This window comes from Pedobacter frigidisoli, from assembly GCF_004331675.1.
GTDB lineage: Bacteria > Bacteroidota > Bacteroidia > Sphingobacteriales > Sphingobacteriaceae > Pedobacter > Pedobacter frigidisoli.
In genome coordinates this window covers 1-26,503 of the sequence record NZ_SJSN01000009.1, presented here as the reverse complement: position 1 = coordinate 26,503, position 26,503 = coordinate 1, and the positions used below count along the sequence as shown (strand labels likewise).

The 26,503-nt window shown below is 35.5% G+C and carries 21 protein-coding genes; 4 read left to right on the top strand and 17 right to left on the bottom strand.

All coding sequences use genetic code 11. From position 1 onward, the window contains the following. Nucleotides 1-43: 43 nt before the first annotated feature. From EZ449_RS12400 to EZ449_RS12380, 5 genes are all read right to left on the bottom strand, one after another. A complete protein-coding gene (locus EZ449_RS12400) occupies nt 44-1,171 on the bottom strand; it encodes a GNAT family N-acetyltransferase (protein ID WP_131559202.1) in 1,128 nt (375 codons plus the stop codon). A 75-nt stretch (nt 1,172-1,246) separates the two neighbouring features. Beyond that, complete coding sequence (locus tag EZ449_RS12395; protein ID WP_131559200.1) at nt 1,247-1,441, bottom strand: hypothetical protein; 195 nt, start codon at nt 1,439-1,441, stop codon at nt 1,247-1,249. Between the two features lie 88 nt (nt 1,442-1,529). Beyond that, entirely contained in the window at nt 1,530-2,096 is a 567-nt protein-coding gene (gene scpB / locus EZ449_RS12390) for an SMC-Scp complex subunit ScpB (RefSeq protein ID WP_131559198.1), read from the bottom strand. Nucleotides 2,097-2,347: 251 nt separating this feature from the next. Then, on the bottom strand, nt 2,348-5,290 hold the full coding sequence (locus EZ449_RS12385; RefSeq protein ID WP_225872305.1) for a ligand-binding sensor domain-containing protein: 2,943 nt from the start codon (nt 5,288-5,290) through the stop codon (nt 2,348-2,350). Between the two features lie 52 nt (nt 5,291-5,342). Continuing rightward, nucleotides 5,343-6,128, bottom strand: a complete 786-nt coding sequence (locus tag EZ449_RS12380) for a LytR/AlgR family response regulator transcription factor (protein ID WP_131559194.1) — start codon at nt 6,126-6,128, stop codon at nt 5,343-5,345. 126 nt (nt 6,129-6,254) lie between these two features. Between EZ449_RS12380 and EZ449_RS12375 the strand changes: the two genes are divergently transcribed. Together EZ449_RS12375 and EZ449_RS12370 are read left to right on the top strand one after the other, a co-directional pair. Next, a complete protein-coding gene (locus EZ449_RS12375; protein ID WP_131559192.1) occupies nt 6,255-6,980 on the top strand; it encodes a ferritin-like domain-containing protein in 726 nt (241 codons plus the stop codon). Between the two features lie 18 nt (nt 6,981-6,998). After that, complete coding sequence (locus EZ449_RS12370; RefSeq protein WP_131559190.1) at nt 6,999-7,850, top strand: ferritin-like domain-containing protein; 852 nt, start codon at nt 6,999-7,001, stop codon at nt 7,848-7,850. A gap of 525 nt (nt 7,851-8,375) precedes the next feature. On the opposite strand, the gene asnS is transcribed toward EZ449_RS12370, so the two are convergent. The 10 genes from asnS to lpdA all read right to left on the bottom strand — a co-directional run bounded on the left by asnS (nt 8,376) and on the right by lpdA (nt 19,809). Next, complete coding sequence (asnS, locus tag EZ449_RS12365; RefSeq protein WP_131559187.1) at nt 8,376-9,824, bottom strand: asparagine--tRNA ligase; 1,449 nt, start codon at nt 9,822-9,824, stop codon at nt 8,376-8,378. Nucleotides 9,825-9,992: 168 nt separating this feature from the next. Beyond that, nucleotides 9,993-11,642, bottom strand: a complete 1,650-nt coding sequence (locus EZ449_RS12360) for a M28 family metallopeptidase (RefSeq protein ID WP_225872304.1) — start codon at nt 11,640-11,642, stop codon at nt 9,993-9,995. Between the two features lie 123 nt (nt 11,643-11,765). Beyond that, nucleotides 11,766-12,758, bottom strand: a complete 993-nt coding sequence (locus EZ449_RS12355) for a transglutaminase family protein (RefSeq protein ID WP_131559185.1) — start codon at nt 12,756-12,758, stop codon at nt 11,766-11,768. A 47-nt stretch (nt 12,759-12,805) separates the two neighbouring features. Continuing rightward, the gene (locus tag EZ449_RS12350; RefSeq protein WP_131559183.1) at nt 12,806-13,741 is read right to left on the bottom strand and encodes an alpha-E domain-containing protein; all 936 of its coding nucleotides are present in this window, start codon (nt 13,739-13,741) and stop codon (nt 12,806-12,808) included. A 9-nt stretch (nt 13,742-13,750) separates the two neighbouring features. After that, a complete protein-coding gene (locus tag EZ449_RS12345; RefSeq protein ID WP_131559181.1) occupies nt 13,751-15,199 on the bottom strand; it encodes a circularly permuted type 2 ATP-grasp protein in 1,449 nt (482 codons plus the stop codon). 453 nt (nt 15,200-15,652) lie between these two features. Continuing rightward, complete coding sequence (locus EZ449_RS12340; protein ID WP_131559179.1) at nt 15,653-16,180, bottom strand: ferritin; 528 nt, start codon at nt 16,178-16,180, stop codon at nt 15,653-15,655. A 273-nt stretch (nt 16,181-16,453) separates the two neighbouring features. After that, entirely contained in the window at nt 16,454-16,813 is a 360-nt protein-coding gene (locus EZ449_RS12335; RefSeq protein WP_131559177.1) for a hypothetical protein, read from the bottom strand. 78 nt (nt 16,814-16,891) lie between these two features. Continuing rightward, on the bottom strand, nt 16,892-17,446 hold the full coding sequence (locus EZ449_RS12330; RefSeq protein ID WP_131559175.1) for a GNAT family N-acetyltransferase: 555 nt from the start codon (nt 17,444-17,446) through the stop codon (nt 16,892-16,894). Next, nucleotides 17,446-18,285, bottom strand: coding sequence for an MBL fold metallo-hydrolase (locus EZ449_RS12325; RefSeq protein WP_131559173.1), 840 nt, complete (start codon nt 18,283-18,285; stop codon nt 17,446-17,448). Before EZ449_RS12325 ends, EZ449_RS12330 begins: the two co-directional genes overlap by 1 nt. 135 nt (nt 18,286-18,420) lie before the next feature. Continuing rightward, entirely contained in the window at nt 18,421-19,809 is a 1,389-nt protein-coding gene (lpdA, locus tag EZ449_RS12320) for a dihydrolipoyl dehydrogenase (RefSeq protein WP_131559171.1), read from the bottom strand. 621 nt (nt 19,810-20,430) lie between these two features. Between lpdA and EZ449_RS12315 the strand changes: the two genes are divergently transcribed. Continuing rightward, complete coding sequence (locus EZ449_RS12315; protein ID WP_131559169.1) at nt 20,431-23,787, top strand: TonB-dependent receptor; 3,357 nt, start codon at nt 20,431-20,433, stop codon at nt 23,785-23,787. Nucleotides 23,788-23,813: 26 nt separating this feature from the next. Continuing rightward, nucleotides 23,814-24,401 carry a hypothetical protein gene (locus EZ449_RS12310; RefSeq protein WP_131559166.1) on the top strand — a complete coding sequence of 196 codons (588 nt, stop codon included), beginning with the start codon at nt 23,814-23,816 and terminating at the stop codon, nt 24,399-24,401. A 432-nt stretch (nt 24,402-24,833) separates the two neighbouring features. Here EZ449_RS12310 and EZ449_RS12305 read toward each other — a convergent pair whose 3' ends face one another. Both EZ449_RS12305 and EZ449_RS12300 read right to left on the bottom strand, forming a co-directional pair. Beyond that, nucleotides 24,834-26,015, bottom strand: coding sequence for an AIR synthase related protein (locus tag EZ449_RS12305; protein WP_131559164.1), 1,182 nt, complete (start codon nt 26,013-26,015; stop codon nt 24,834-24,836). Nucleotides 26,016-26,321: 306 nt separating this feature from the next. Further along, the coding region (locus EZ449_RS12300) for an ATP-binding protein (protein ID WP_165499751.1) at nt 26,322-26,503 on the bottom strand (182 nt) is incomplete at its 5' end.

Sequence of the window (26,503 nt, the reverse complement as noted above, 5' to 3'; positions counted from 1 at the left end):
ACTCAAGCCTTAAAAATCCCCTTAAATCTGCACTCCTTTCTCCTTAAATCTGCGGAAAGACCCTACGCATAGTTAAATGCTTTTTTCCAAATGTTGCACCTGTAGCTTTATGAATAGCAATCATTTGTTCATTAAAATCGCCCACCCAACTTAATTCCAATTCCTTATATTGATTTTTAGGAAGTACATATTCTCCTAGGCTGATAAAAAGAACGGATTCCAGTCCATGCTTTTGGAATTTTGGTTTTGTGCCCATCACAATAGCCCGCATTCGGGTAACACCGACCCAACGGCGATATGCAAATTTCAGTTTTTCTATCAAACCTAATTTCCCATCAAAGCCCTTAATCATTTGGTTAGCATCGGGAATAAGCACTACAAATGATGCTGGCTCGCCGTTAAAGTAAGCAAATTGAATTAAATGCTCATCCATAATGGGTTCCATACTTTTGAAACTTTCTTCGAGTGTTTCCTTTTTTATAGGTACGAAGTTTTCAAAATCCTGCCAGCCATCGTTATAAATTTCCATCAAATCCTTAATATACTTTTCTGAGTTTTTCTTGTCGAAATATTCAAAAGTATAGCCAGGTTTATTTCTTACCCAGTTTGCAATTTTGGTAAAGCGCTCAGGAAAAGGAATGGTAAGGTTGATATGATTGGTTAATTGTTCGTATTCGGTAACGAAACCATAATCATCAAAAAACTTTTTATAGTAAGGGAAATTATAATTCATACCGAAAGATGGTGGCGTAAAACCCTCAACCAATAGCCCCCAGAAAGAATCGTTCTCTCCGAAATTAATTGGTCCATCCATAGCTTTCATTCCATTTTCTGCCAACCAATCTTTTGCCGTATCAAACAATAGATAAGCTGCCTTTTCATCATCAATACACTCAAAGAAACCCATTCCGCCAGTTGGTTGTTCGTAGTTTGTTGCTTTTTTATCATTAATGAAAGCAGCTACACGTCCGATAAGCTTACCAGAATCATCTTTTAAAACCCAACGGGTGCATTTTCCATGACTAAAGAAATTATTTTTCTTTGGATCGAAAACATTTTCCACTTCACTATCCAATGGACAGATCCAGTTTTTATCGTTTTTATAAAGAATTTTAGGCGTATCTAGAAAGTCTTTTTTTAAAGATGAATTGCTTACTGAAATAATTTGCATGGGCAGATTTTAAAATTAAAAAGCATCCTACCAAACGGAGGGATGCTTTTTCAAATATATAGTTTTTTTTAATGATTAATAATCTTCGTCGTCATCATCAAAATTATCGAAATTATCTAGATCATCTAACGGTAAATCAAAATCGTCGTCATCATCATCATCTTGCGATTTCGTTTTCGTTGTTTGAACGTCGTCATCTTCAAGATCATCATCTTCATCTACCTGTTTTTTGGTAGTCGGCTTTGTAGGGAGTTTCTTTGGCGCTTTCATATCACAAAAATAAAAATTGCTTTTATAGTTTAAAAATACATAAAAACTTTTTTTAATAACAACCTGAAGCCAAATAAATTAAATTATTCTACTCAACACTTTCTCCAATTGAATTTTCTTCTTTGGCTATATCTTTCAGCTGCGGAAGCTGGTTTAAGTTGTTCAAGCCAAAATAATCCATAAAAAGTGAGCTTGTGCTGTATAGGATGGGACGGCCAGGTGTTTCGGCTTTTCCGTCGATACTAATTAATTCCTTTTCCAATAAACGCTGAACCGAATAATCGGAATTTACTCCCCGAATTTGTTCTATCTCGAGCTTGGTAATGGGTTGGCGGTAAGCAATAATGGCTAATGTTTCCATCGCTGCCTGACTTAATTTTTTCTTCGAGCGATGTAGTTGAAGCTGATTTACAGTTTCATGGTATTCTTTTTTGGTTAAAAACTGATATCCTTTGTTGAGGTTAACCAATTCTATTGCAGAATCATCACGGTTGTATTTTTCTTTTATCAAATCTAGACTCTCGAATATTTGACTTTCTATGTGTTCTTCCTCAAACACGGCGTTTAAGGCAAGTATAATTTCTTGAACATTAATACTTTGAACTGATGAGAAAATGAGGGCTTCAATGTGCCTTGTGAGGTTCTTTTTGGGCATATACAAAAATATAATTTTTGGGCACAAAAAAGCGGTCTCGCTTTTTAAAAACAAGACCGCTTCTTAACACACAAATGAAACCTGAATTAAGATATAGTTTTAGGTTAGGTTATTAAATATCTATATCAATTCTATAAGAACGTTTTGATAAACACTATCGTTTATTTCTAACACAAGTTTAAGGCTAAACACAACGTAGTGTAAGTTCTATTTAGTAAGTGGTATCAATAATTGAGTAAACGGTAAAATCTTTATTTTAACGGTATAGAAATGGATACAGTTGTGCCATTTGTCGTGTTTTGTGTTACATTCAAGTGTATTGGTTTTGCTCCAATCTGTCCTAAAAGGTTTAAGCGCTCTTTGGTAAGTTGCATTCCTTTGCTAATGTGTGTTTCTTTTTTATCCCTTAATGAATTCTCAATTCCGATTCCATTATCAATAATTTCAATATTCAAATAATGTTCATCTAATAATTTAAAATTGATATGAATTTCTCCGCCAGTTTCCTTTGGCATAATGCCATGCCAGATTGCATTTTCTACATAAGGCTGTAAAAGCATCGATGGAATAAAGGTTTCTTCTTTATCAATCTCCTCATCAATAGAGAAAACGTATTTTAATTTATCGCCAAAGCGGTTTTTCTCTAGCTTGAGGTAGAGATTTAGATATTCCAATTCCTCCTCCAAAGAAATATAACTCTTGGTACAAATTTCCAGGTTTTTCCTAATCAATTTGGCAAAGCCTGTTAATACTTTATTTGCCGAAGCTGTATTTTGAGTATTAATATAATGTTGAATAGAGTTCATCACATTGAATACAAAATGAGGATTCATCATGGCTTGCAATGCTTGTTGCTCGAGCATTAAAACCTTGTTTTTAACCAATAATTGCTCTTGTTCCTTATCTTTTTGTTTTCTGGTGATGTACACTGCAACTTTATAGAAAATGTAAGCCACGAGTAAAATCAAAATAGAGAGGAACCATAAGCTTTGCCAAAAGTGCTTTTTAATAGTAAAGGAAATTTTAGCCGATGGACCCCAATTCGCATTTTGGCTTTTCGCACTTACTTCGAAAACATAATCGCCCGATTGTAACGATGAAAAATCCAACCTCCTTGTTCTGGTTTCCACCCAGGCAGAGTTTTCATTTAAACGGTATCTGTAAGTGATGTCGCTGGTGGTAAAATCTACTGCACTAAAAGTGAACAGTATTGTATTATTTCCGGTTTCGAAAGTAAAATTGCTTTGGTTAATGGGCAATCGCTCACTATCTTTCATGATGGAGGTAACATAAACTTTCGGCAGATTTCTACTGATGTTTTTATTATTGTATTTAAATAAAATCAGACCTTTATTTGTGGCAAAATACGCTGTACTATCATCAATAAATAAACTGTTGATATCATCACTTAAAAGATCTTTTCCGTAATCGAAGTTGGCAACACTCGGCTTAGTTGGGTAGTTAGTAATTTTATTTACGCCTTTATTGGTTAATACCCAAATTTCACCGTTCTTGATAAATAGCTTAGTGCAGATATTATTTGTTAAGCCGTCTTTTTGGGTAATTTGTTTTGTAATCTGATTGTTTTTGTAAAAGATCAATCCATAACCATCGGTAGCTAAAATTAAAGTACCATCTTCTAATTGCTGGATATCGTTTATCCTTTTGGTTAATAATGGATGCTTTTCAAAATGTTTAATCAATTTTCCATCACTGAATTGAGATAATCCATTGATGTTAGAAAACCATAAGTTATCATCACGATCATAAAAAACATGATAGGATCGATCCTTAAAAAAGTCTTCTTTTTCCTTGTATTTTAACGAGTTAAAATTGAGGTTATTAGTTCTGTCGGCTAAAAAAACCACTCCTGAAGATAATGCCAATGCTAGGTGATCGTTATTTCTGCCCAAGCTAAAATGCTTAATTACGAACATGGAATTGTTCGCTTCTTTCAGGTAATTTACATCGCCTGTACTTTTGTAGATGTTCTTAAAAACGCCCATTCCATAATCAGAGGAGAAATAAATGGATTGATTTTTCGAATCGAAAGTAAGTTGTTTTATCGTCTTGTATTTTTTGAAATCATCCAAGCCAATTTCAGAAACCTGATAATTATTAATCGTCAAAACATCAATTACGGCATCATCCGTACCTAGCCAAAGTCTGTTTTTGCCATCTTTTGTAATGCTTTTAATAACGTTGCTACTTAGGCCAGATTCTGCATCAATTATCGACAACCTATTGTTTAAGTTCGGCAACATATAAATGCCCACATTGGTAGCAAACCACATATTTTGGTTGCTATCTTTTATCACCTGATTTACAGAAATGTCTTGAAGGTATTGAATTGTTTTCCCACTTTTATCCAAAGCGAATGCCCCATTTGCATTAGCTATCCAAACTTCTTTTGTTTTATTGTCGTAGTAAAAATACCCCGACATATTTTTTATCAAATTCTGTGGAATTGAGATGAGGTTATTGATTTTTCCTCTTGAAAACTCTTTCAATCCACTTTTATCTAAATATAGAAGCGATTTGTTGGCTGTGTTAATGGCCGTCATGTAAGACAGCGGTTGTACCTGAGATTTGATTAATGAAAATGTTTTGCCATCAAACTTTTGAACGCTTTGATCGCTGTAGGCAAAAATATTTCCTTGCTCATCCTCATGAATAAAAGCATTAATGAATTTATCATTTGTATTTGGAGAAACATATTTTTTAATTGTTTTTCCATCGTAACAAACAATAATATTGGAGTTTGTTCCTAACCAAATTCTTCCTGATTTATCCATTAAAAAGGAAACAATTACGGTGTTTAAACTTAATTTTCTCAACAAGTCATCATTATCCTTATTGTAGAACTTTCCATCCTTTAAATAGCTTAACTGTCCGTTTAATGCGAAGAACCAAATTCTGCCTTGGTTATCTTCTTTCATCTGTAGGATTTGGGTATCGGGCAAACCATCTTCAATGGTAAAATTTTGAAAATTGGTTCCGTCAAAACGACTCAATCCGTTATCGGTAGCAATCCAGATAAAGCCTTTCTTATCCTGTAAAATGAAATAACAGTTATTGCTGGCCAACCCGTTTTTGGAAGTGTAGTGGGGGAGGTAAGTAGTTTGGGCAGCAGCTTGTTGAGCAGTATAAAAAATCGAAGTCGAAAATAAAAAGGCAATAAAAGTGTACTTCAAGCTTTGCTTAAATGTAGCTTTAATGCTTAATTTCCTTTCTGTTTTTATCAGATTAATGATCACTGCCTGCTTTGGTAAATAATTTTATTTTCTCAAAAAAATCACTTGCTCTTCTCCTAGAAATGTTGATGCTTTCCCCATTCTTTAAAAAAACCTGCAAGCCATTTTTAGAATTGTATTCCTTTAAATGATTAAGATTTATGATGCTCGATTTATGTATCCTAACAAATTGTTCTGTCGGTAGCAACTCTTCAAACTCCCTTAATACCTTAGAAACGGTAATTTTATCCTCATTACTTAAATGCACAACAGAATAATTGCTGTCGGCCTCGATATAGATAATGTCATCAACATCAATCATCTTAAATCCTTGTCCGTACGGCAAAGTAAGTTTTCTTATTTCTGCTCTCGAATTAAGGCTTGAAGCCAAGTTGCTTATCCGTTCATCATTTCCACTTTGGTTCTTAAATAACTTAATGTGTTGAGAAACTTTTTCAACCGCAATCTTCAGCTCATCGATATCAATGGGTTTTAAGAGGTAATCGAGTGCATTTGCCTTGATGGCTTTAAGCGCATATTGATCGTAAGCGGTGGTGAAAATTACGGCAGCATTTTGCTTTTGGGCGTCGGGTATCAGTTCGAAACCATTTCCGCCAGGCATAGCTATATCCAAGAAAATTAAATCGATGGTATGATGGTCTAAAATATCCTTAGCCTCGGCCACAGATCTGGCTATTCCAGTAATTTCTACCTCCGGACAGTTTTGTTGCAATAAAAAAAACAACGATGATCGTGCAAACTCCTCATCATCAACAATTATGGCTTTAAGTGTGGTCATATTTACAGGTTTGTGAATGTATTAAAATCGCTTTATAAAAAAAAATGTAAAAAGAAAAATCCAGCCTTAGAATTGTCACGTATGTATCACCAAACGGAATCAAAAAACCTTAAAACATAGATGACTATGAAAAACAATGAACTAGAAACAAAAAGTGAACTTCAAGATGAACGTTTATTTAACAGCACCGTAGGAAGAAGATCATTTCTTCAGTACGCTGGTGCTAGTGCTGCAGGTATTGCATTAGTTGCAGCAGGTTGCAGAAAAGATCGCAACTTCCCAGCAGTTCCATCTACAGGTGCAACGCTAGATTTTAAAGATGATTTTGGTGTATTAAACTATGCTTATGCATTAGAACAATTAGAGGCAGCATTTTATGTAAGAGTTGCATCTGCACCACCATCATCATTCTCAACAGCTCAAAAAGCTTACTTTCAGGATATTCAATTCCATGAAGTTGCACACAGAGAATTTTTCAAAAATGCTTTAGGTACAGCAGCAATTGGAAGTTTAGAGGTTGATTTTTCTACAATTGATTTTACTAGTGCAACTAGTGTTTTAGGAGCAGCAATGGCTTTCGAAGATTTAGGTGTAGCTGCTTACAATGGAGCTGGTGTTAGAATTAAAACTGATGCTTATTTAGTTTTAGCAGGTAAAATCGTATCGGTAGAAGCTCGTCATGCGGCTTATATCAGAGACATTATCTCTAACGGAACATTCGCAGATTTAAATTCATTAACATCATTAGGTGCAAGTGTAGCTGGCGGATTAGACGCAGCTTTAACACCAGATAAAGTTTTAGCAATTGCTGGTAAATATGTTAAAACCAAAATCAACGTAATCAATTTATAATCTTAAACTAGAGAAAACATGAATATCGTAAATATATTAGAAGAAATAGAAAAAGTTGATGGCGAAATCTATGAGAGATTAAGCCCAAGAAGATCAGCAATGAAAGATTTTTACTCAATGGGTAAAAAGATTGCTTTAGCTGCTGCTCCATTAGCTTTAGGTTCGATGTTTAATAAAGCATACGGACAAACTTTACCACCTGCTGTTGTTAATACTTTAAATTTCGCCCTTTCATTAGAGTATTTAGAGTATCACTTTTACAATCATGCATTAGTAGCAGCACCAACATTAACTATCCCTGCTGGCGCTCCATTGGCAGCAATTACAACAATTCGCGATCATGAATTGGCCCACGTTAACCTACTAAAAGGTGCATTGGGTGCAGCTGCAAGAACTGAAATTACTTATGCAATGACAGATTTTACCGCTGGTGGTACTTTCCCAACTGTATACTCTGATTATGTAACTTTCTTAAAAGTAGCATGTGGTTTCGAAGATACAGGTGTAAGAGCATACAAAGGTCAAGCAACTGTATTGAAAGGCTTATCAGTTTTAACAACGGCATTACAAATTCACTCAGTAGAAGCTCGTCACGCATCACACATTCGTCAAATGTTAGCTGCAAACGGTGCAACAATTAAACCTTGGATTACAGGTTCAGCAACACAATCAAATGATACAGGTGTATCAGCAGTTGATGCTGTATATGCAGGTGAAAACCTTGATGTTCAAGCTGGTATCACTATTACTGGCATCAATGGTACTGCTGTAACAAGAGCTGCAGCTGTTGAATGTTTCGATGAGCCTTTAGCAACTGCTGATGTAGTTACTATTGCAAATCTATTCATAAAACCAGGTTTCAAATTATAAAAACCAAAATATTCACATTATTGATTAGGTAATGTTTAGTTTAAGGTAGGGAGGTAGAACTTAGTTCTGCTTCCCTTTTTTGTGATCAGGATTTAAGGATTTTTTGATTTTCAAGATCAAATTGATTTGGAAGTTGAGGATCTTTTTCTTGCGAATGAAAATATGAGGTAATGATTAGTTTAAGGTAAGAAATTAGAATTTTCTGCTTCCTTTCTTTATGATCAGGATTTAAGGATTTTGTGATTTTCAAGATTAATTTGGAAATCAGGGTTCGGCATTTTGATGAGTGTTAGTCCTGTTTTCCGCTAAATCTTTTTGGCTCTTTTCTATAGTTTTAAAGGTAAGCCAAAAAGGATACCGCTGCAACCAGTTTTAAAGCAATCAGTTTGTGCTACTATCAAAGTTTTGCTAGCAAATTTTATAACAGGATTTTCATCAAACCAAAAAGCCATTCAAATTTGAAACTGAATGGCCTTTTTTTTGCTATTTACCTTTGGTCTTTAAACTTTATCCTTTCAGCTTACATTAAAATTCAGCATTTTTAGGAAAACGGGGGAAAGCAATTACGTCACGAATGTTGGTCATGCCGGTAACGAATAACACCAAACGTTCGAAGCCTAAACCAAAACCAGCGTGTGGTGCCGAACCAAAACGACGAGTATCTAAATACCACCAAAGTTCATCTTGTGGAATATTCATTTGTTCCATACGTTTGGTCAAACGGTCTAACCGTTCCTCACGTTGTGAACCACCAATCATTTCACCAATGCCTGGGAATAAAATATCCATCGCTGCAACAGTTTGTCTGCCCTCAGCATCCGGTTCATTTTGGCGCATGTAAAAAGATTTAATATCAGCAGGATAATCGGTTAAGATTACTGGTTTTTTAAAATGTTTCTCTACTAAATAACGTTCGTGTTCACTTTGTAAATCTGCTCCCCATTCATCAATTAGATATTTAAATTGTTTCTTTTGGTTGGGTTTCGAAGATTTTAAAATTCTAATCGCTTCGGTATATGTTAAACGCTCAAACTCGTTAGTTAAACAGAAATCTAGTTTCTCTAACAAACTAAATTCGCTGCGTTCGTTTTGTGGTTTTTGTTTGTCTTCTTCCGCTAAACGAGTGTTTAAGAATTCCAATTCATCTTTGCAGTTATCCAAAGCATATTTAATTACATACTTCATCATGTCTTCTGCAAGCTGCATGTTATCTTCTAAATCTGCAAAGGCAACTTCAGGTTCAATCATCCAAAACTCAGCCAAGTGACGGGTCGTGTTTGAATTCTCAGCTCTGAATGTTGGTCCGAAAGTATAAATCTGTCCGAAAGCCATTGCCGCTAGCTCACCTTCCAGCTGACCAGAAACGGTTAAGTTTGTTGCACGAGCGAAGAAATCTTGAGAGAAATCTACTTTACCATCTTCAGTGCGTGGTGTATTATCAAAATCCAAAGTGGTAACCTTAAACATTTCACCAGCACCTTCTGCATCACTTGCGGTAATTACAGGCGTGTGCATGTAAACAAAACCACGATCATTGTAAAATTGGTGTATTGCAAAAGCTAAAGCATGGCGAACCTTAAAAACTGCATTGAAAGTGTTGGTGCGGAAACGCAAGTGCGCAATCTCACGTAAGAATTCCAGACTGTGTTTCTTTGGTTGCAAAGGAAATTTTTCTGGATCACTATCGCCTAAAATTTCTACAGTTGTCGCTTTAATTTCAACAGATTGACCTTTTCCTAAAGATTCTATTAATTTTCCTGTCGCAGAAATAGCCGCACCAGTAGTTATTCTCTTCAACAGCTCTTCTGGTAAATTATTAAAATCAACTACAACTTGGATATTGCCCATGCAAGAACCATCGTTTAAAGCAATAAACTGATTATTACGGAAAGTTCTAACCCATCCCATAACCGTTACTTCTGTGTCGAATGCTGTCGATTTTAATAAATCTTTAATTTGCTGTCTCTTAATCATATTGTTATTTGTAAAGGGCGCAAATTTAGGAAAAAAAACTATATCAGTTAGCAGTTTTCAATTTGTAGTTTTCGGTTTTAATTTAAAAAAAAAGTTACTAACGCTAATAAGCAAACTGCATATTAGCGTTAGTAACTTTACATTGCCAACTGATAACTGCCAACTGAATTATTTTCCCATCGATTTATCTCTTGCTTCCTTAAACTCTGATCCTTGCTTCCAGTTTGGAAAAGTAGATTCATTACTTAATTTTAGGCCAACATTGAATAGGATATTAGCAATTTGTGTAATTCCATCTGCATTCATTTGTGCTGAATAATTATCTGATGGTTGGTGATATTGCTTTTCGTTATAATCTTGTTTCTGCTGTTTTCCCCACTCAGCTCCGTGTTCCTTGCTGGTAATACCATTAACGATATCAATAGCGGGTACGCCAAGTTTTGCAAAATTGAAATGATCTGATCGGTAATAACTTCCTGCACTTGGTCGGGTATCGCCAACAGCATCCAGATTGTTTTTGTTTAAGATGTCAAGAATATAATCTTCCACTTCATTTTGCCCCTTGCCTTTAATGGAGATATCTTTTGTTTCACCATAAAAACCTAAAGCATCCATATTTAAATTGGCAACCGTTTTGTTTAGTGGATAAATTGGATTTAACGAATAATATTCAGAACCTAATAAACCTTGTTCTTCAGCGGTTACTGCCAAAAATATAATTGATCGTTCTGGCTTTTCCTTTGAATCTTTAAAAGCTTTGGCAATGGCCAGCATAGAAGCTACTCCACTTGCATTATCTACAGCGCCGTTATAAACAGAATCTCCGTTAATGGCCTTGCCAATACCAAGGTGATCCCAATGGGCTGTATAAATTATGGTTTCATCTGGACGTTTGCTACCCGTTATTTTCCCGATGATGTTTTGAGAAGTTGAATATTTGTATTTATTACTTAAGCCAACGGTAACGGATTGGTTTAATGCTACTGCTTTGAAATCTTTTTTGCGGGAATAGGCACGAATATCGCCTGTTATGCCATTACTAGTTAACAATTTAGTTGCCGCTTCCTCGGTCATCCAGCCTTCCAATTTGCACCTCGATTTGTGTTTGTCTGCAGCTTGCAAATACAGCCTAGAACCTGTATTGCTGCTAGTGATTACTTGCCAGCCATAACTTGCGGGCTCCGTTTGATGGATAATGATAATGCCAGCCGCACCTTGTCTGGCGGCTTCTTCAAATTTGTAAGTCCAGCGACCGTAATAAGTCATCGTGTCTCCACGAAAAACGGTTTTATCATTTGCCTTAAAACCAGGGTCGCTAATTAAAACGACAACGGTTTTTCCTTTTACATCTAGATTTTTATAGTCGTTCCATTTAAATTCTGGCGCTACAATCCCATAACCTGCGAATACCAAAGGGGAATTTTTCAATTGGATAGTATCTTGCTCCCTACGCGTAAATGCCACGAAATCCTTTACAGCCTTAAAGGTTAAATTTCCCTTAGTACCCGTAATTTCCATATTTTCTGATGGGGTAGAGGTAACTTCCACCATTGGCACTTTTTGAATGTAGCTATCTCCATTGCTTGGCTCAATGCCCAACTTTTTAAATTCAGTAGAAATGTAATTTACAGTCTTGGTTTCGCCAATAGTGAACGGTTTTCTGCCTTGTAAAGAGTCATCAGCTAATACAGCGATGTGAGATTTTATAGCTTGTGGCTCGATAGGACCAAGGCTTGCCGATTTTTTGTTTTCTTCCTTGCAGCTAGAAAAAGCAACGATACTTAGCGTTACAAAAAATCCTATTTTAATTTTATTCATGTTTTGATTTTGTTATTAAACTAAAAGTCATCGGATGAATATGAGCAAAATGCAACAATTCACCAGATGACTTTGTGATAAAGCAATTGATCCTGCCTTATCCTTAAATCTTGTAAATCCTGGTTATTGTTGTTGCTGCTGTTGTTGTTGCATGGCCTCCATGTATTGCTGATAGCTATTTTGTTTTCGCACACTGGTAGTTAAACCCGATGGTTTAGGATAATTTACCTCTTTTGGTTGAAAATAACTTTCGTTATCATTAAAATCCTCATCATTGTATCCAACGGAAACATTAACTTCCATAATATGCTCGAAACCACCTTTATACACACCTTTTACAGGCGAACAATCGGTAAAGTTTCTTCCTACGGCCAAACGAACATGTTTATCATTGGCAATGCAGTTGTTTGTAGGATCCAAGCCTAACCAACCGTATTCTGGTAGATAAGCTTCTGCCCAAGCATGGGTTGCGCCTTCGCCACGCATTCCATCTCTGTTGGGGCAAATATACCCACTAACATAACGAGCAGGAATTCCTGTTAAACGTAACATGGCCGTTAAAACATGTGCAAAATCCTGACAAACGCCAGCTTTTAATTTAAGGATTTCATCGATTGTGGTATCGACAGCTGTAATTCCCTTAATGTATTCGTAATTGTTGAATACATGTTCGCAATATTTGATTGCGGTTTGGTAGGGTGTATCGTCAGTTGTTTTTATGCTAAGTGCTGTTTCTTTAAGCTGAATAATTCCATCGAAAGATTCTTGTCTCAAATAATCGATGTAAGGCACTTCATATTTTATCGCATCTAAACTATTCCATTGTTCACTGCTAAACATATCATCCTGCGGAAGCGGTTTTGGGAAAGTTTCTACGCTCACCTTTGAAAAAATCTTGAGTTGCGTATGCGGTTCATTCTGCGTAAAAGTTCCAACCTCATTTCCATAATAATCAATGAAAATTTCTATTTCTGGGCTACCAGAGATGTTTAAGTCGTGTTTAACAACCTTTTGGAAATCATCTTTTATCGGAAATAAAATAATCTGGTTTGCGCTATCCCGAACTGGCAATTCATATTTGTAATTGGTAATATGTTTGATTTTAAAAATTGGCATATTGTTATTTCTATTTAATTTATTAATCGGGATGATTATTTAAATGTTTATGAATTTGCGAAATAATATTCATTTAACAAGTTTCCGATGCCAAAAAGTTCGGCTCTTATTTCTGTTAAATAGGTGTGAAGCTGCTCTTCTTCCATGGTATTTACCGAACTATAAGTAATCATACTTTTCAATCTTCCGATTTTAAAGGATAAATTGTTGTAGTGTTCGATGTTACTTTCACTTTTTAAACGGCTAAAGTACCTTTCGATATTGTGCATCGAATAAAGGGCCGATCTTGGAAAGTCGTTGTTTAACATCACTAATTCTATGATATTCTTTGCATCAAAGCCCTGGCGATAGGTTTTCAGGTAAAGTTCATACCCACCCAGCGATAAAAGTAAATGTTTCCAATAAGCAATATCGGTTAATAAATCTGGATTATCACTGATGGAACTAAACTTAATATCCAGAATATCAATCGACTGAATACTTCGCTCCAGGTGTTTGCCAATTTTCATAAAACTTCTGCTTTCGCCACGTTCCATAGCGCTATCTGCCGTTCCGTGATAAAGCATTACTTGTTTAATCAGGATATCTAGTGCGGTAATAGGATCATCTTTTTGTACGTACCATAAGAGTTTTTCATCCTTTACGGTGTGGTAATATTCGTTTAAACATTGCCATAAATCTTTTGGTATGTGCTCTTGAACACTTCTTGCATTTTCCCTGGCTAACGTTACTATATTTAAAATCGAATTCGGATTTTCTCTATTCAATAATAAATATTCAATTACCGCCCTGCTATCGTGTTGAATATTCAGCAGTTCATTTTCATCATCAGCAGAAAAAATTCTGATCACTGGCTTCCAGGTAAATTCCTGAATAGTATCTTGAGAGGATGCGTAATTTATCTTCAACATGCGCAACATTCCATCACTGCGCTCCACATATCTACTTAACCAATATAAGCTTGATGCTACTCTACTTAACATATTATTATTCTAAGAAGTTAAAACCCATGTATCTTTACTGCCGCCGCCTTGCGAACTATTTACCACCAATGAGCCTTCTTTCAAGGCAACTCTGGTCAGCCCGCCAGGAACTATCGAAATTCCATCAGGACCGTTTAATGCAAATGGTCGCAAATCTATTCTCCGCGGCGCTAATTTTCCATTAATAAAACATGGGGCGGAGGAGAGGCTAATGGTTGGCTGTGCAATGAAGTTACGTGGATCTTTTAAAATTTCTAGTTTATAATCTTCTGTTTCTTTTTCGGTTGCCGCATAACCCATTAACATGCCATAGCCGCCACTTCCATTGGTTTTCTTAATCACCATGGTGTTGATGTTCTTGAAAACGTAGTCCAATTCATCGCGGTTACTTAATTGGTAGGTTGGAACATTTTTTAGTATGGGCTCTTCGTTCAAATAATACTTAATCATGTCTGGCACATAAGTATATACTGCCTTATCATCCGCAACACCATTACCAACAGCATTAACAATGGCTACATTCCCTTTACGATAAGCGCCCATTAAACCTGCAACGCCTAATACGCTGTTTGGATTAAATACCAGTGGATCAAGATAATCATCATCTACACGGCGGTAAATTACATCTACCTGCTGTAAACCTGTAGTCGTTTTCATAAAGACTTTTTGGTTCTTAACCACCAAATCTCTTCCTTCAACCAATTCTACGCCCATTAAGCGAGCAAGTGTGGTATGCTCGTAATAAGCAGAATTATACATGCCCGGACTTAAAAGTACGATTGTTGGGTTAGAAACTGCTCTTGGCGAAAGCGCCATTAAGTTTTTATAAAGGATTGCAGGATATTCCGTGACACTCCTAACGCCGCATTGTGGAATCAGATCAGGAAATAATCTTTTGGTGATTTCCCTGTTCTCGAGCATATAACTTACGCCTGATGGGGTTCGAAGATTATCTTCCAGCACATAAAACGTTCCATCATGATCTCTAATCAAATCAATTCCTGCGATGTGGATGTAAATATCATGTAACACATTTACATTATGCATCTCCCTTAAAAAGTGAGGACAAGAATAAATTACGTTTATTGGCACAATTTGATCCTTAATGATAAACTGATTGCTGTAAACATCTTTTAAGAAAAGATTTAATGCCTTTAAGCGTTGTTTAATTCCTTTTTCGATAAACGACCATTCGGTTGAAGTAATGATGCGTGGGATAATATCAAAAGGGAAAATCTTCTCAATTCCTTCTCCACTATCATAAACAGTAAAGGTAATGCCTTGACTCATGAAGAGTTTTTTTGCTAATTCTTCCTTTTTGTTTAGGTTGTCGAGAGATTCTTTAGAAAAGTTATCGATGAAATTTGAATAGTGATTTCTATAGTTATCACTATTTAGGAACATTTCATCATAAGTATTTGGATGATTTAAGTAATTTTTTATAAAATTTTCTATCATAAGACTTAAATATTTGTTTAAAGTATGATTTTGAAAGTGAAAAATGATAATTATTGTATAATAAATTGATCAAAAATCATTTTTATATTTATTTATGGATTATTTTTTATCTCATTTATAGAGTTTTAAGTGGTTTTTGTAAATTATTTTAAATTATTTGCTAATAAATCTTGCAGTTATGAATAAAGTTTGTACTTTTGTGATGCTCGTTAATTATTATTATATATTTGGTTTAAAAAAAGCGCTGGTAACGGCGCTTTTTTTATAAAACTCTTAAGACTTATTCATAATCAACATAAACCAAACAACCTAAACTACAAAAGCTTCCAAGGGTAACCAAGGAAGCTTTTATTATTTAAGGGTTTTCTGTTTACGAAATTGTTATCCCACAAAAAAAGCTATCTCAATTTTAATCAAGATAGCCTTTTAATATATGTTTTGTTACCTGTTGTTCTAATCTTCTGAATAGGTGATTTTGTTAACGTGCTTGTCAATTTCCCATCTTCCAGTACCTTCTTCGCCAATTACCTCGAACAACTCTAGTGCTCTACGGGCTTTGTATTCTTCTTCGCGTTGCTCTTTTAAGAACCAGTTTAAGAATTCCATGGTAACGAAATCCATTTCCTTGTGGCATCTTGAAGCAAGATTTTTAAAGCTTTGCGTAATGGCGATCTCCGCTTCCAAGGCATCTTCGAAAACTTCTCTAAATCCGGCGAAGTCTGTTTTAATGCCTGTAACTTCTGGAGAAATTGCATTTCCACCCATATCTAAAACGTATTTAAACAATTTTAGCTGGTGCATTCTTTCTTCCTCAGATTGTTTCGTGAAATAATCTGCAGAAAAGTCGTAGCCATTTTGGTTACACCAAGATGCCATTGATAAGTATAGTGATGAAGAGTGAGCTTCTTTTTTTATTTGCTGATTTAACAATGTTTCAATATCCTGAGATATTAAACATTTGATACGCATTAGATCTTTCATTTTTCGTGCTTTAATATTAATACAAATGTAAAACGAATTTGTTCATTTGCAGCATCTATTTGCTATATGAAATTAGTCTAAATTGCTGATAATAAGTTATTTATAATGAGTTTAAATAACAATTGAGATAAGTTTAGTAATGGCAGATAACGCCATACGATACTGGTTGGAAGTCAATAAGATAGTGGAGAAAAAAAGTTTAAAACTACTAATTTGGCAATTGATAATTAAACAATCAAGCAGGAAAATTAATAATTGAAATGGTTCATCGGGCTAGTACACCAATCTAAAAAGACAATCATTAATTAGGTGATTTAATTTAAACATGGTAAAAGCACCTTGTAATAAATCTTTAAGCGCAACAATTTCTAAGGCATTTAATAGGTAGATATGTTCGCAACCATTAAAGCTTACCAATTCGAAATCGGCTCTTTTTGTGTTTAGAAGAAGCGCTTCAATATCGATTTGTTCTACAACTTTTTTTATCTTTTGAAGAGAAATGCAGTTGAAGCGGGCAAATTTACCGCCAAAATCTACATAGAAGCAGTTTAATTTATCTGATTGATAAACAGAACCATGGGTATTTGAGAATACGTTAACCAGTTCATTAATATCGATACATGCTTTTTCCATCTGATGCAAAAATTGGCATTATTTAGATTAAATACAAATAAAAATAGAAAAAAATTTTTGATCTGACATTGAGCTGTCTTATTTGTAGATCATGTGATAATATAACCCGCCAATAAATTTTTTCTCCTTCTGTATTTCAAAACCTTTTGTCTGGTAAAGTTTTAACGCCTTTTCATTGTCGATTTCTACCAATAACCCAACTTTATTGTGACCAAGTTCTTTAGCCCAATTAATTCCAGCATCAATTAATTGTTTGCCAATTCCTTTTCCTTGAGCATTTGGGTTAACACTAATCGTATCCAAATAAAACTCACCACTTTGGGTTTCATTCTCTGGATTAAAATTTGTCAAACCGTTATGGTGTGCCAAATGATCTAGAAAATTTTTTCGAAGCTCGAGTAGTTTTCCTCTATCATAAGCATTTATTGATCCCAAAATTTGACTATTCTCTTCGTAAACCAAAGTGTTTTCATAACTATATTGGTTATCCGTTTGGCTAAAGAAATATTTAAAGAGGGAAAGTGTTGCGATAGTATCATCGGTATTACTGAATTTATTGGCCAAATTTCCCATCGCCTGAATAATTAATTGCGCAACTTCTTCTGCATCTGCTGGTTTAGCTTTACGAATCATTAAATGTCGGTTAACTTAAAAGTTTCCGCAACCCTAATTCCCTTTTCAGTGCGCTGAAGTGTGCAACACTCATTTATTGGATCGTGTTCTAGGTATAATATGTAATTGTTATTTACAGCTTCTTCTAAAAATAGCTGTTTTTCAGTCAACGTTTTTAGTGGGAACATATCATAAGCCATTACGTAGGGTAGAGGTAAATGCCCTACCGATGGAAGCAAATCGGCCATGTAAACAATGGTTCTTCCCTTATAATTTATTTTAGGGAGCATCATTGCATCTGTATGGCCATAAGCAAAGCTGATATTAGTGTCTTTTCGCCATGCCACGTTTTCTTTCTCTTCAATAAACTTTAGCTGCCCACTTTCTTGGATCGGCAAAATATTTTCCTTTAAGAATGAAGCCTTTTCTCGAGCATTTGGTTCAATAGCCCATTGCCAATGTTTTTCGTTACTCCAATAAATAGCATTTTTAAAAGCTGGAACTAGTTTTTCATTTTCCCGGACTATTGCTCCCCCAACATGATCAAAATGTAAATGGGTTAAAAGTACATCGGTAATGTCTGCAGTGTTAAAACCTAAGTTTGCAAGTGAGCTTTCCAGAGAATCATCACCATGTAAATAATAGTGGCTAAAAAACTTTTCGTCCTGTTTGTCGCCAATTCCTGTATCTACTAATGTTAAAGTATTGCCATTCTCAATTAAAAGGCAACGCATGGCCCAAGTACAAAGGTTATTTGCATCGGCAGGATTGCTTTTTTGCCAGATTGCTTTCGGTACAACGCCAAACATAGCACCGCCATCTAGTTTAAATAAGCCTGTATTTATGGTATGAAGTTTCATATTGATGTAAAACGGAATAGGTAAGATGTAAATTGTAATGTAAACTTGGCTAAAAATAGAAAAAACCTGTTAAACTTAATTAACAGGTTTTCAGTTTAGGTTGATTTCCATTTTCCATCAACCATCTTACATATTTTATAAATGTATCACTTCTCCGTAGGCATCAGCGGCAGCTTCCATAATTGCTTCGCTCATGGTTGGGTGTGGGTGAACAGATTTTATCATTTCATGACCAGTAGTTTCCAATTTACGGGCAACTACAATTTCGGCGATCATTTCGGTAACGTTAGTTCCTATCATGTGAGCACCTAATAATTCTCCGTATTTAGCATCGAAAATTAGTTTCACAAAACCATCTTTGGCGCCAGCAGCAGCAGCTTTACCAGAAGCTGAGAATGGGAACTTGCCAATTTTCAATTCATAACCAGCGGCTTTTGCAGCTTTTTCGGTATAACCTACAGATGCAATTTCTGGTGTGCAATAAGTACATCCTGGAATGTTATTGTAATCCAATGGTTCTACATGTTGACCAGCGATTTTCTCTACACAAATAATTCCTTCTGCAGATGCAACGTGGGCAAGTGCTTGTCCGCCAACAACATCACCAATTGCGTAGTAACCTTTTACCGAAGTATTATAGAATTCATCTGTTACAATTTTTCCTTTTTCAGTTTTGATTCCAGTTTCCTCTAAACCAATGTTCTCGATATTCGCAACAATACCTGCTGCAGAAAGTACGATATCCGCTTCGATAGTTTGCATGCCAGAAGCTGTTTTTACTGAAACTTTGCAACCTGCACCGCTTGTATCTACTGCTTCAACAGAAGCTGAAGTCATTATATCGATACCTACTTTTTTAAGACTACGCAAAAGCTGTTTAGAAACGTCTTCATCCTCAACCGGAACAACGTTATCCATAAATTCTACAATGGTAACTTTCGTGCCCATTGTGGCATAGAAATAAGCAAATTCGACACCAATTGCTCCAGAACCTACAACAACCATGCTTTTAGGCATTTCTGGTAAAACCATTGCCTGGCGATAACCAATAATTTTTTTACCGTCTTGCTTTAAATTTGGTAATTCTCTAGAACGGGCACCAGTAGCAATAATGATATTTTTAGCTGTTAGTTCTTGTTGAGAACCATCTGCACCTTTTACTTCTAATTTGTTTCCTGGTTTAACCTTACCAGTTCCCATCACAACGTCAATCTTATTTTTCTTCATTAAGAATTGAACGCCCTTACTCATGCCATCGGCAACGCCACGACTACGTTTTACAACTGCAGCAAAATCGGCAGTTGCGCCCGCTGTAGTGATGCCGTAATCAGCAGCATGATTAATATATTCGAAAACCTGAGCACTTTTTAATAATGCTTTAGTAGGGATACAACCCCAATTTAAACAAATGCCACCTAAAGATTCACGCTCAACAATTGCAACTTTTAGTCCCAATTGAGAAGCTCTGATCGCAGCTACATAACCACCTGGGCCGCTGCCTAAAACAATAACGTCGTAATTCATACTTTATAAAGAGATTTCCTTTTTAATTGTTCTGTTATAATGTAATCTTCTAGGGAAGAAGTCTCCACATGGGTGGATTTATCTCGGATTGACAGTTGCCCATCAATACACATTACTATTGTTAAATAACCGTTACTCAACAATTGCCAAAACTAAAAAAAAAATGTCAATAGATGAGGTGATTATCGATATAGTGTATAAAATTTACAATGATTGAATACTTCTATATTTTGATGTTTTCAAATGAGATCATATAAAAAGTGAAAACTACAGTTTATCTGTTTTTATTTCTCTCAAATAGACGACAATAGAGGTTTTTTTTGGTTATGAATATTAGTTTTATGTAATTATTAAGAAAATGCTAGTATTCTTTTAAGTTCTATGCCTAAATAATAAATAACATGCTCATTTGTTTAGGAATATTTAGTTGATTAATCAATGCATTGATAAACTGAAAGTTATAAGGCAATAAAACAATGTTAAATGTTGAAAAGTTTTGCCCGAGTTAATAATAATTTAACATTGGATGTTAAAATGTGTTAAATATTATTAAGTACATTTGCGCCAATAAAATCATCCCCGATTATTATTCAACAACAAAAAACAATTAAAAAACAAAGTATGAAAAAATCTTTACTTTTAAGATTAGTACTCGTTATTGTTGCATTTGTAGGTATTACTATTGGTGCAAATGCACAAGTAACCACATCATCAATGACAGGAACAATTAAGGATGCCAAAGGCGCCTTACCTGGTGCAAGTGTTAAAGCAACACATACACCAACTGGAACTGTTTACTCAGTATCAACCAACAACGATGGCCGCTTTACCATTGGTGGTATGCGTGTTGGTGGTCCTTACACCGTCGAAGTTAGCTTTGTAGGTTACAGACCAGAGAAACAAACTGAGCTTTATTTAAAGTTAGGTGAGCCATATTTATTAAATTTAACTTTGGTAGATAATAGTTCAACCTTAGCAGAAGTTAAGATTGTTGGTCAAAGTAGCAATGCTATTATGAATTCTAATAAGACAGGTGCAAACACTGTGATTACTAGACAACAAATCCAAACTTTGCCTACTATTAACCGTAGTGTAAACGATTTAACACGTTTAACTCCTCAAGCTAATGGAACTTCAATTGGTGGTGGTAACTATCGTTCGAACAACTTTACTGTAGATGGTGCTAACTTCAACAATCAATTTGGTATTGGTCAAAACATCCCTGCTGGTGGTTCTCCAATTTCAATTGATGCATTGGAGCAAATCTCTATCAATGTAACTCCATATGATGTTCGTCAATCTGGTTTTACAGGTGGTTCTGTAACTGCCGTTACACGTTCTGGTACAAATGATTTTTCTGGAAATGCATTTTATACCATGCGTGGTGAAGAACAACAAGGAAAGAGAATTGGCGAAACATATAGGATAAGTGCTCTTCAAAAGCTAGATGAGAAAAATTACGGATTCAGTTTAGGTGGACCAATTATTAAGGATAAATTATTCTTTTTTGTAAACTACGAAAAGAAACATACAATTGAACCAGGAAACACTAGAATCGCTGCGACTGCTGCATTACCATATAACAGTGGAGTATCAACAGTGGCACCAGCTACAGCAAATGATCTGGACAATTTAAAATCATACCTAATTTCTAAATATGGTTACGATCCAGGTGTGTATCAAGGATATTCAAATATTAGCGATAACGAGAAAATGTTTGCTCGTTTAGATTGGAATATTACTAAAAACCACCGTTTCAGTGTTCGTTACAACCAAGTAGAAAGTAAATCTCCAAGTTCAGCAAGTACATCTGTGACTGGTTCTGGTGTAACTGGTAACTTAGGTTATGGTAATGTAAGATCTGGAACAGCTACCAATGCTGGTTTAAACTTTTCTAACTCTAACTATTATCAAGCAGCTAACTTATATTCAGCTGTAGCGGAATTGAACTCAAACTTCGGAAGTAAAATTACAAACGTTTTGAGAGCAACTTACTCACACCAAAATGATCCTAGAACCTCAGATAGTTCACCGTTTCCAATGGTTGATATCTTGAACAATACTCAATCTGGAACATCAGCAGGTAGTGTATTAACTACGTTTGGTTACGAAGCATTTACTTACGGAAATTTAAGAGATGTAAAAGGTTATACTTATAGTGATGATTTAAGTTTAGCTTTAGGTAAACATAACATTACATTGGGTTTACAGGCTGAGTTTAGCACTACTAAAAATGGTTTCCAACGTTTTGGAACCGGTTTTTATACTTTTGCTTCTTATGCTGATTTTTATAATAACGCTAGACCTTTACAATACTCGGTTACTTATCCATTAACTCCAGATGGTTCACAAGCTTATCCAAGCTTTAAATTTGCTCAGTATTCAGCTTATTTGCAAGATGAATTTACAATTTCTGATCGTTTAAAAGTGACAGCGGGCATTCGTTTTGAGCAAGCAACTTACCCAGATGTAAGCGAAATTAAAACACATCCTTTAGTTGCAGCACAAACTTTTGCTAACGGACAGAAAGTTGATACCGGCGTTTTACCTGATGCAAAATTAACTTATTCTCCTCGTTTCGGATTTAACTGGGATGTGTTGGGAGATCGTTCATTACAAGTTAGAGGTGGTTCAGGGATATTTACAGGTCGTGTTCCATTTGTATGGATTGTTGCTCAATCTGGTGATGCTGGTTTGTTGCAATACACTCAAGTTTATTCTGGAGTTAATACTCCATTATTTAATCCAAGCATAGCGCCGAACTTAACCACAGCTGCACCAGCAGCAGGTACAAGTATTCCAGGTACTATTAGCGCAATGTCTCCAAATCTTAAATTCCCACAAACGTGGAAATCAAGTTTAGCAGTAGATTTTAAATTACCAGGTGGCGTAGTTGCTACATTAGAAGGTATCTACGGTAAAGATCTTAACGTAGCAGTTGCTAAAAACGTAAACTTACAAGAACCAACAGCTTTGACTATTACTGGCTATCCTGATAACAGGCCTTTTTATGGAAGTACAGTGACTTCAAGACAAGTTGTGAATATGACAAGTGCTGGTATTCCAAGCGCAACAGGTACATCAGCATTGAACGTTGTAGAAATGACAAATGCTAAAGGTGGATATAATTGGCAAGCAACTGCGCAATTAACAAAGCAATTTAGCAGTGGATTATCTGCAATGGTAGCTTATACGCGTTCAGATCAACGTAACTATGGTGATGGAAGTGGTGACCAATTATTAAACTTATGGTCTATCCCATATACTTCATCAAACCCTAATAGCCCAACTTTAAGTTATTCAAGTAACTTAAATCCTGATCGTGTTATTGCTAATATTTCTTACAGAAAGGAATACTTTAAAAACTTAGCTACATCATTCTCATTATTCTATTCAGGATCACAACAAGGAAGATTCTCATATACTTATAGTGCAGATTTTAACCGCGATGGACAAACTAACGATTTGATTTACATCCCTCGTGATGCATCTGAAATTACTTTTGTGAATATTCCTACTGGTGGTGGTAATACGGGTTATGCTAAACCATATACTGCGCAAGAACAAAGTGATATTTTCTTCGCTTACATTGAGCAAGATAAATATTTAAGAGAGCACAAAGGCCAATATGCTGAACGTAATGCTGCTACATCACCTTGGAGAAATCAGTTTGATTTTAGGTTAACCCAAGAGGTTTTCAGAAATTATGGCAAATCTAAAAATTCTTTCCAATTTACTGTTGATATCTTTAACGTTGGTAACTTATTGAACCGCAAGTGGGGTAATATGAATTTTGTTAACGCAAGTAATGGTGCAATTTTGGTACCTCAAAACGTTTCTTCTATTAACGGTGTCACTAAGCCAACATTTAAAATGGCAGCTACACAGGGCGATATTATCAGAGAAACATTTGGAACTTCGCAAACCATTTCTTCTACTTACTACATGCAATTTGGAGTACGTTATAATTTCAACTAAGGATTGTTAACCACAAAAAGAAAAAAATGAAAAATATTATATCAAAAATTTCGGTTATAGCAAGTGTTATTGTTCTATCAATGAGCGCATGTAAAAAAGACCCTAATGCGGAAAAGGAATTATCGGGACCTGGTGCAACAACTATCGAGTTAACTAAAGGCACAGCCATATCAGCAACAGGAACAATAGCAACAAGTGTTGTTACACTTAACTATATTGTTGGAGAAAAACTTTTTCCTAATAAGGTAATCCCTAAGTTAACGGTTTATTATTTAACTAATACTCAATTAACCGCAAGTACAGTGAGTAGTTCAGTTAGAACACAACTTTACACTGCAAATAATGTATCTCTTACAGCAACAGCAGCTCCAGCTACCGGTGCACCTGCGGTAACCTCAATTGGTGCTTATGGTAATGCAAGTAATATTGTTTGGGGTCTTACTTATACATTTAACTTAAGTCAAATAGGTAAAGGTCTTTTTACAGTAAATAATAATGTTGCATCTCAATCTAGAGGTACAAGTATTATCATTGTAGCTCAAGATGCTGCTAATGTTACACTTGCTGAATATACTTTCCCACTTTCTGAATTTGGATTAAGAACCGCTCTATAGTGGTTCCTAGATCGTAAAAAATCAAGCCTCGACTTCTCAGTCGGGGCTTTTTTGTTATAGTTACAGTTTCACAAAAGATTTATTAGCATATCATCTGGAAAATAATTACATATAAGCGAGATAGATTAAACCTAAAATAAAAGCTTTAAAGAAGATTAGATTGTTTGACATATAGCTTCTTACAATGTGCTAAAGCAACAGGGTAGGAAAGTAAGGTTTGAATTAAGCTTGGGAAAGTGTTAAAAGAAGTATTGATTTTAAAGAAACGGATTAGTCGATTTCTTTTTGACTTTTTAAGCAAATCAAGATAATGGTTAATTTAAAATATTAAAGCTAAAAGAAGGTAACTATTTAAAGCAGATTTGCTGACAGAAACAAAAAAAGCTTCCCGATGGTGTATCGAAAAGCTTTTCTGTTTATTGAATTAGAATCTTAATTATAAATGAAAGTTCCAAACTCACTTTCGATAGTAACCTGTTTTTGTTCACCTTTTTCTACTCGGCCAATAATCTGTGCATCGATATTAAAGCTTTTAGAAATCTCCAAAATACTTTCTGCAATTTCTTGAGGAACGTATAATTCCATTCGGTGCCCCATATTGAATACCTTATACATTTCTTTCCAATCTGTTCCAGATTGCTCTTGGATCAACTTAAATAGAGGAGGAATAGGGAATAGGTTATCTTTAATGACGTGGATATTATCATTGATGAAATGCAATACTTTTGTTTGTGCACCGCCACTGCAATGTACAATTCCATTAATTTGGCTGCGGTGATTTTTTAATATTTTCTTGATAACCGGAGCATAAGTTCTAGTAGGTGACAATACCAATTTACCTGCAGTTATAGGTCCAAAACCATCGATTTCTACTTCATCAGTCAACTGCTTTTTGCCCGAGAAAACTAAATTGAACTGAACAGCTGGGTCAAAACTTTCGGGATAGCTTTTGGCTACAGATTTATCAAATACATCATGACGGGCAGAGGTAAGTCCATTGGAGCCCATGCCGCCGTTATATTCTGTTTCATAGCTTGCTTGTCCGAATGAAGCTAGTGCTACGATCACATCACCTGGTTTAATGTTATCATTACTGATTACATCTTCACGTTTCATCCGGCAGGTTACGGTAGAATCGACAATAATTGTTCTAACCAAATCGCCAACATCTGCAGTTTCGCCTCCTGTAGAATAAATAGAAATTCCTTGTTCGCGTAGATCGGAAAGAATTTCTTCGGTACCATTAATTATGGCAGCAATCACTTCTCCAGGAATTAAATTTTTGTTTCGGCCAATTGTTGAGGATAACAAGATGTTATCGGTAGCGCCAACGCAGATTAGATCATCGAGATTCATGATGATGGCATCCTGAGCAATTCCTTTCCAAACGGAAACATCGCCGGTTTCTTTCCAATAAACGTAAGCTAATGATGATTTTGTTCCTGCGCCATCGGCATGCATGATGTTGCAATATTTATCATCGCCACCTAAAATATCAGGGATGATTTTGCAAAAAGCTTTTGGGAAAATTCCTTTGTCGATATTTTTGATGGCATTATGCACATCTTCTTTTGAGGCAGAAACGCCACGCTGATTGTACCTGTTATCACTCATGTTGGCGCAAAGATAAGGGAAAAAGTCCGGAGTCAGAAGACTGAAGTCAGAAGTTTTAGTTGGTGGAAATAAGGATGTAATTATGAAGATTGCTTCGTGCCTCAGAAATGACAATTTCATAAAAATCATAATCAAAAAATGAGCATAAGGGATTTTTACCACCTTAGAAACTTAAGATATCTTGTTGAGCTGATTATTCCGAACAAAGTACACCACATTCCGAGGCATAGTGCACCAGTTTGGTTCTGGCTTTAGCACTAACTTTTTAACCATATCACTTTTTGGACAAAGCGATATTCTGTAAACTTAATGATTTTTTTTATTTCTCATGGATTTGCCCGTAAGTGCAATTCTGTGAGCAGATGCTGACAGCCTGTCCATAATTGCATCTGCAAGTGTGGGTTCATCTATAAAGTTATACCAGTTATCCACTGGCAGCTGCGAGGTTATTATTGTCGCACCGTTGCCGTATCTATCCTCCAGAATAT

What these genes read in the sequence shown, in the direction of transcription:
- EZ449_RS12400 (WP_131559202.1), bottom strand. Translation starts at nt 1,171, where the DNA reads ATGCAAATTATTTCAGTAAGCAATTCATCTTTAAAAAAAGACTTTCTA.
- EZ449_RS12395 (WP_131559200.1), bottom strand. Translation starts at nt 1,441, where the DNA reads ATGAAAGCGCCAAAGAAACTCCCTACAAAGCCGACTACCAAAAAACAG.
- scpB (WP_131559198.1), bottom strand. Translation starts at nt 2,096, where the DNA reads ATGCCCAAAAAGAACCTCACAAGGCACATTGAAGCCCTCATTTTCTCA.
- EZ449_RS12380 (WP_131559194.1), bottom strand. Translation starts at nt 6,128, where the DNA reads ATGACCACACTTAAAGCCATAATTGTTGATGATGAGGAGTTTGCACGA.
- EZ449_RS12375 (WP_131559192.1), top strand. Translation starts at nt 6,255, where the DNA reads ATGAAAAACAATGAACTAGAAACAAAAAGTGAACTTCAAGATGAACGT.
- EZ449_RS12370 (WP_131559190.1), top strand. Translation starts at nt 6,999, where the DNA reads ATGAATATCGTAAATATATTAGAAGAAATAGAAAAAGTTGATGGCGAA.
- asnS (WP_131559187.1), bottom strand. Translation starts at nt 9,824, where the DNA reads ATGATTAAGAGACAGCAAATTAAAGATTTATTAAAATCGACAGCATTC.
- EZ449_RS12360 (WP_225872304.1), bottom strand. Translation starts at nt 11,642, where the DNA reads ATGAATAAAATTAAAATAGGATTTTTTGTAACGCTAAGTATCGTTGCT.
- EZ449_RS12355 (WP_131559185.1), bottom strand. Translation starts at nt 12,758, where the DNA reads ATGCCAATTTTTAAAATCAAACATATTACCAATTACAAATATGAATTG.
- EZ449_RS12350 (WP_131559183.1), bottom strand. Translation starts at nt 13,741, where the DNA reads ATGTTAAGTAGAGTAGCATCAAGCTTATATTGGTTAAGTAGATATGTG.
- EZ449_RS12345 (WP_131559181.1), bottom strand. Translation starts at nt 15,199, where the DNA reads ATGATAGAAAATTTTATAAAAAATTACTTAAATCATCCAAATACTTAT.
- EZ449_RS12340 (WP_131559179.1), bottom strand. Translation starts at nt 16,180, where the DNA reads ATGAAAGATCTAATGCGTATCAAATGTTTAATATCTCAGGATATTGAA.
- EZ449_RS12335 (WP_131559177.1), bottom strand. Translation starts at nt 16,813, where the DNA reads ATGGAAAAAGCATGTATCGATATTAATGAACTGGTTAACGTATTCTCA.
- EZ449_RS12330 (WP_131559175.1), bottom strand. Translation starts at nt 17,446, where the DNA reads ATGATTCGTAAAGCTAAACCAGCAGATGCAGAAGAAGTTGCGCAATTA.
- EZ449_RS12325 (WP_131559173.1), bottom strand. Translation starts at nt 18,285, where the DNA reads ATGAAACTTCATACCATAAATACAGGCTTATTTAAACTAGATGGCGGT.
- lpdA (WP_131559171.1), bottom strand. Translation starts at nt 19,809, where the DNA reads ATGAATTACGACGTTATTGTTTTAGGCAGCGGCCCAGGTGGTTATGTA.
- EZ449_RS12315 (WP_131559169.1), top strand. Translation starts at nt 20,431, where the DNA reads ATGAAAAAATCTTTACTTTTAAGATTAGTACTCGTTATTGTTGCATTT.
- EZ449_RS12310 (WP_131559166.1), top strand. Translation starts at nt 23,814, where the DNA reads ATGAAAAATATTATATCAAAAATTTCGGTTATAGCAAGTGTTATTGTT.
- EZ449_RS12305 (WP_131559164.1), bottom strand. Translation starts at nt 26,015, where the DNA reads ATGAGTGATAACAGGTACAATCAGCGTGGCGTTTCTGCCTCAAAAGAA.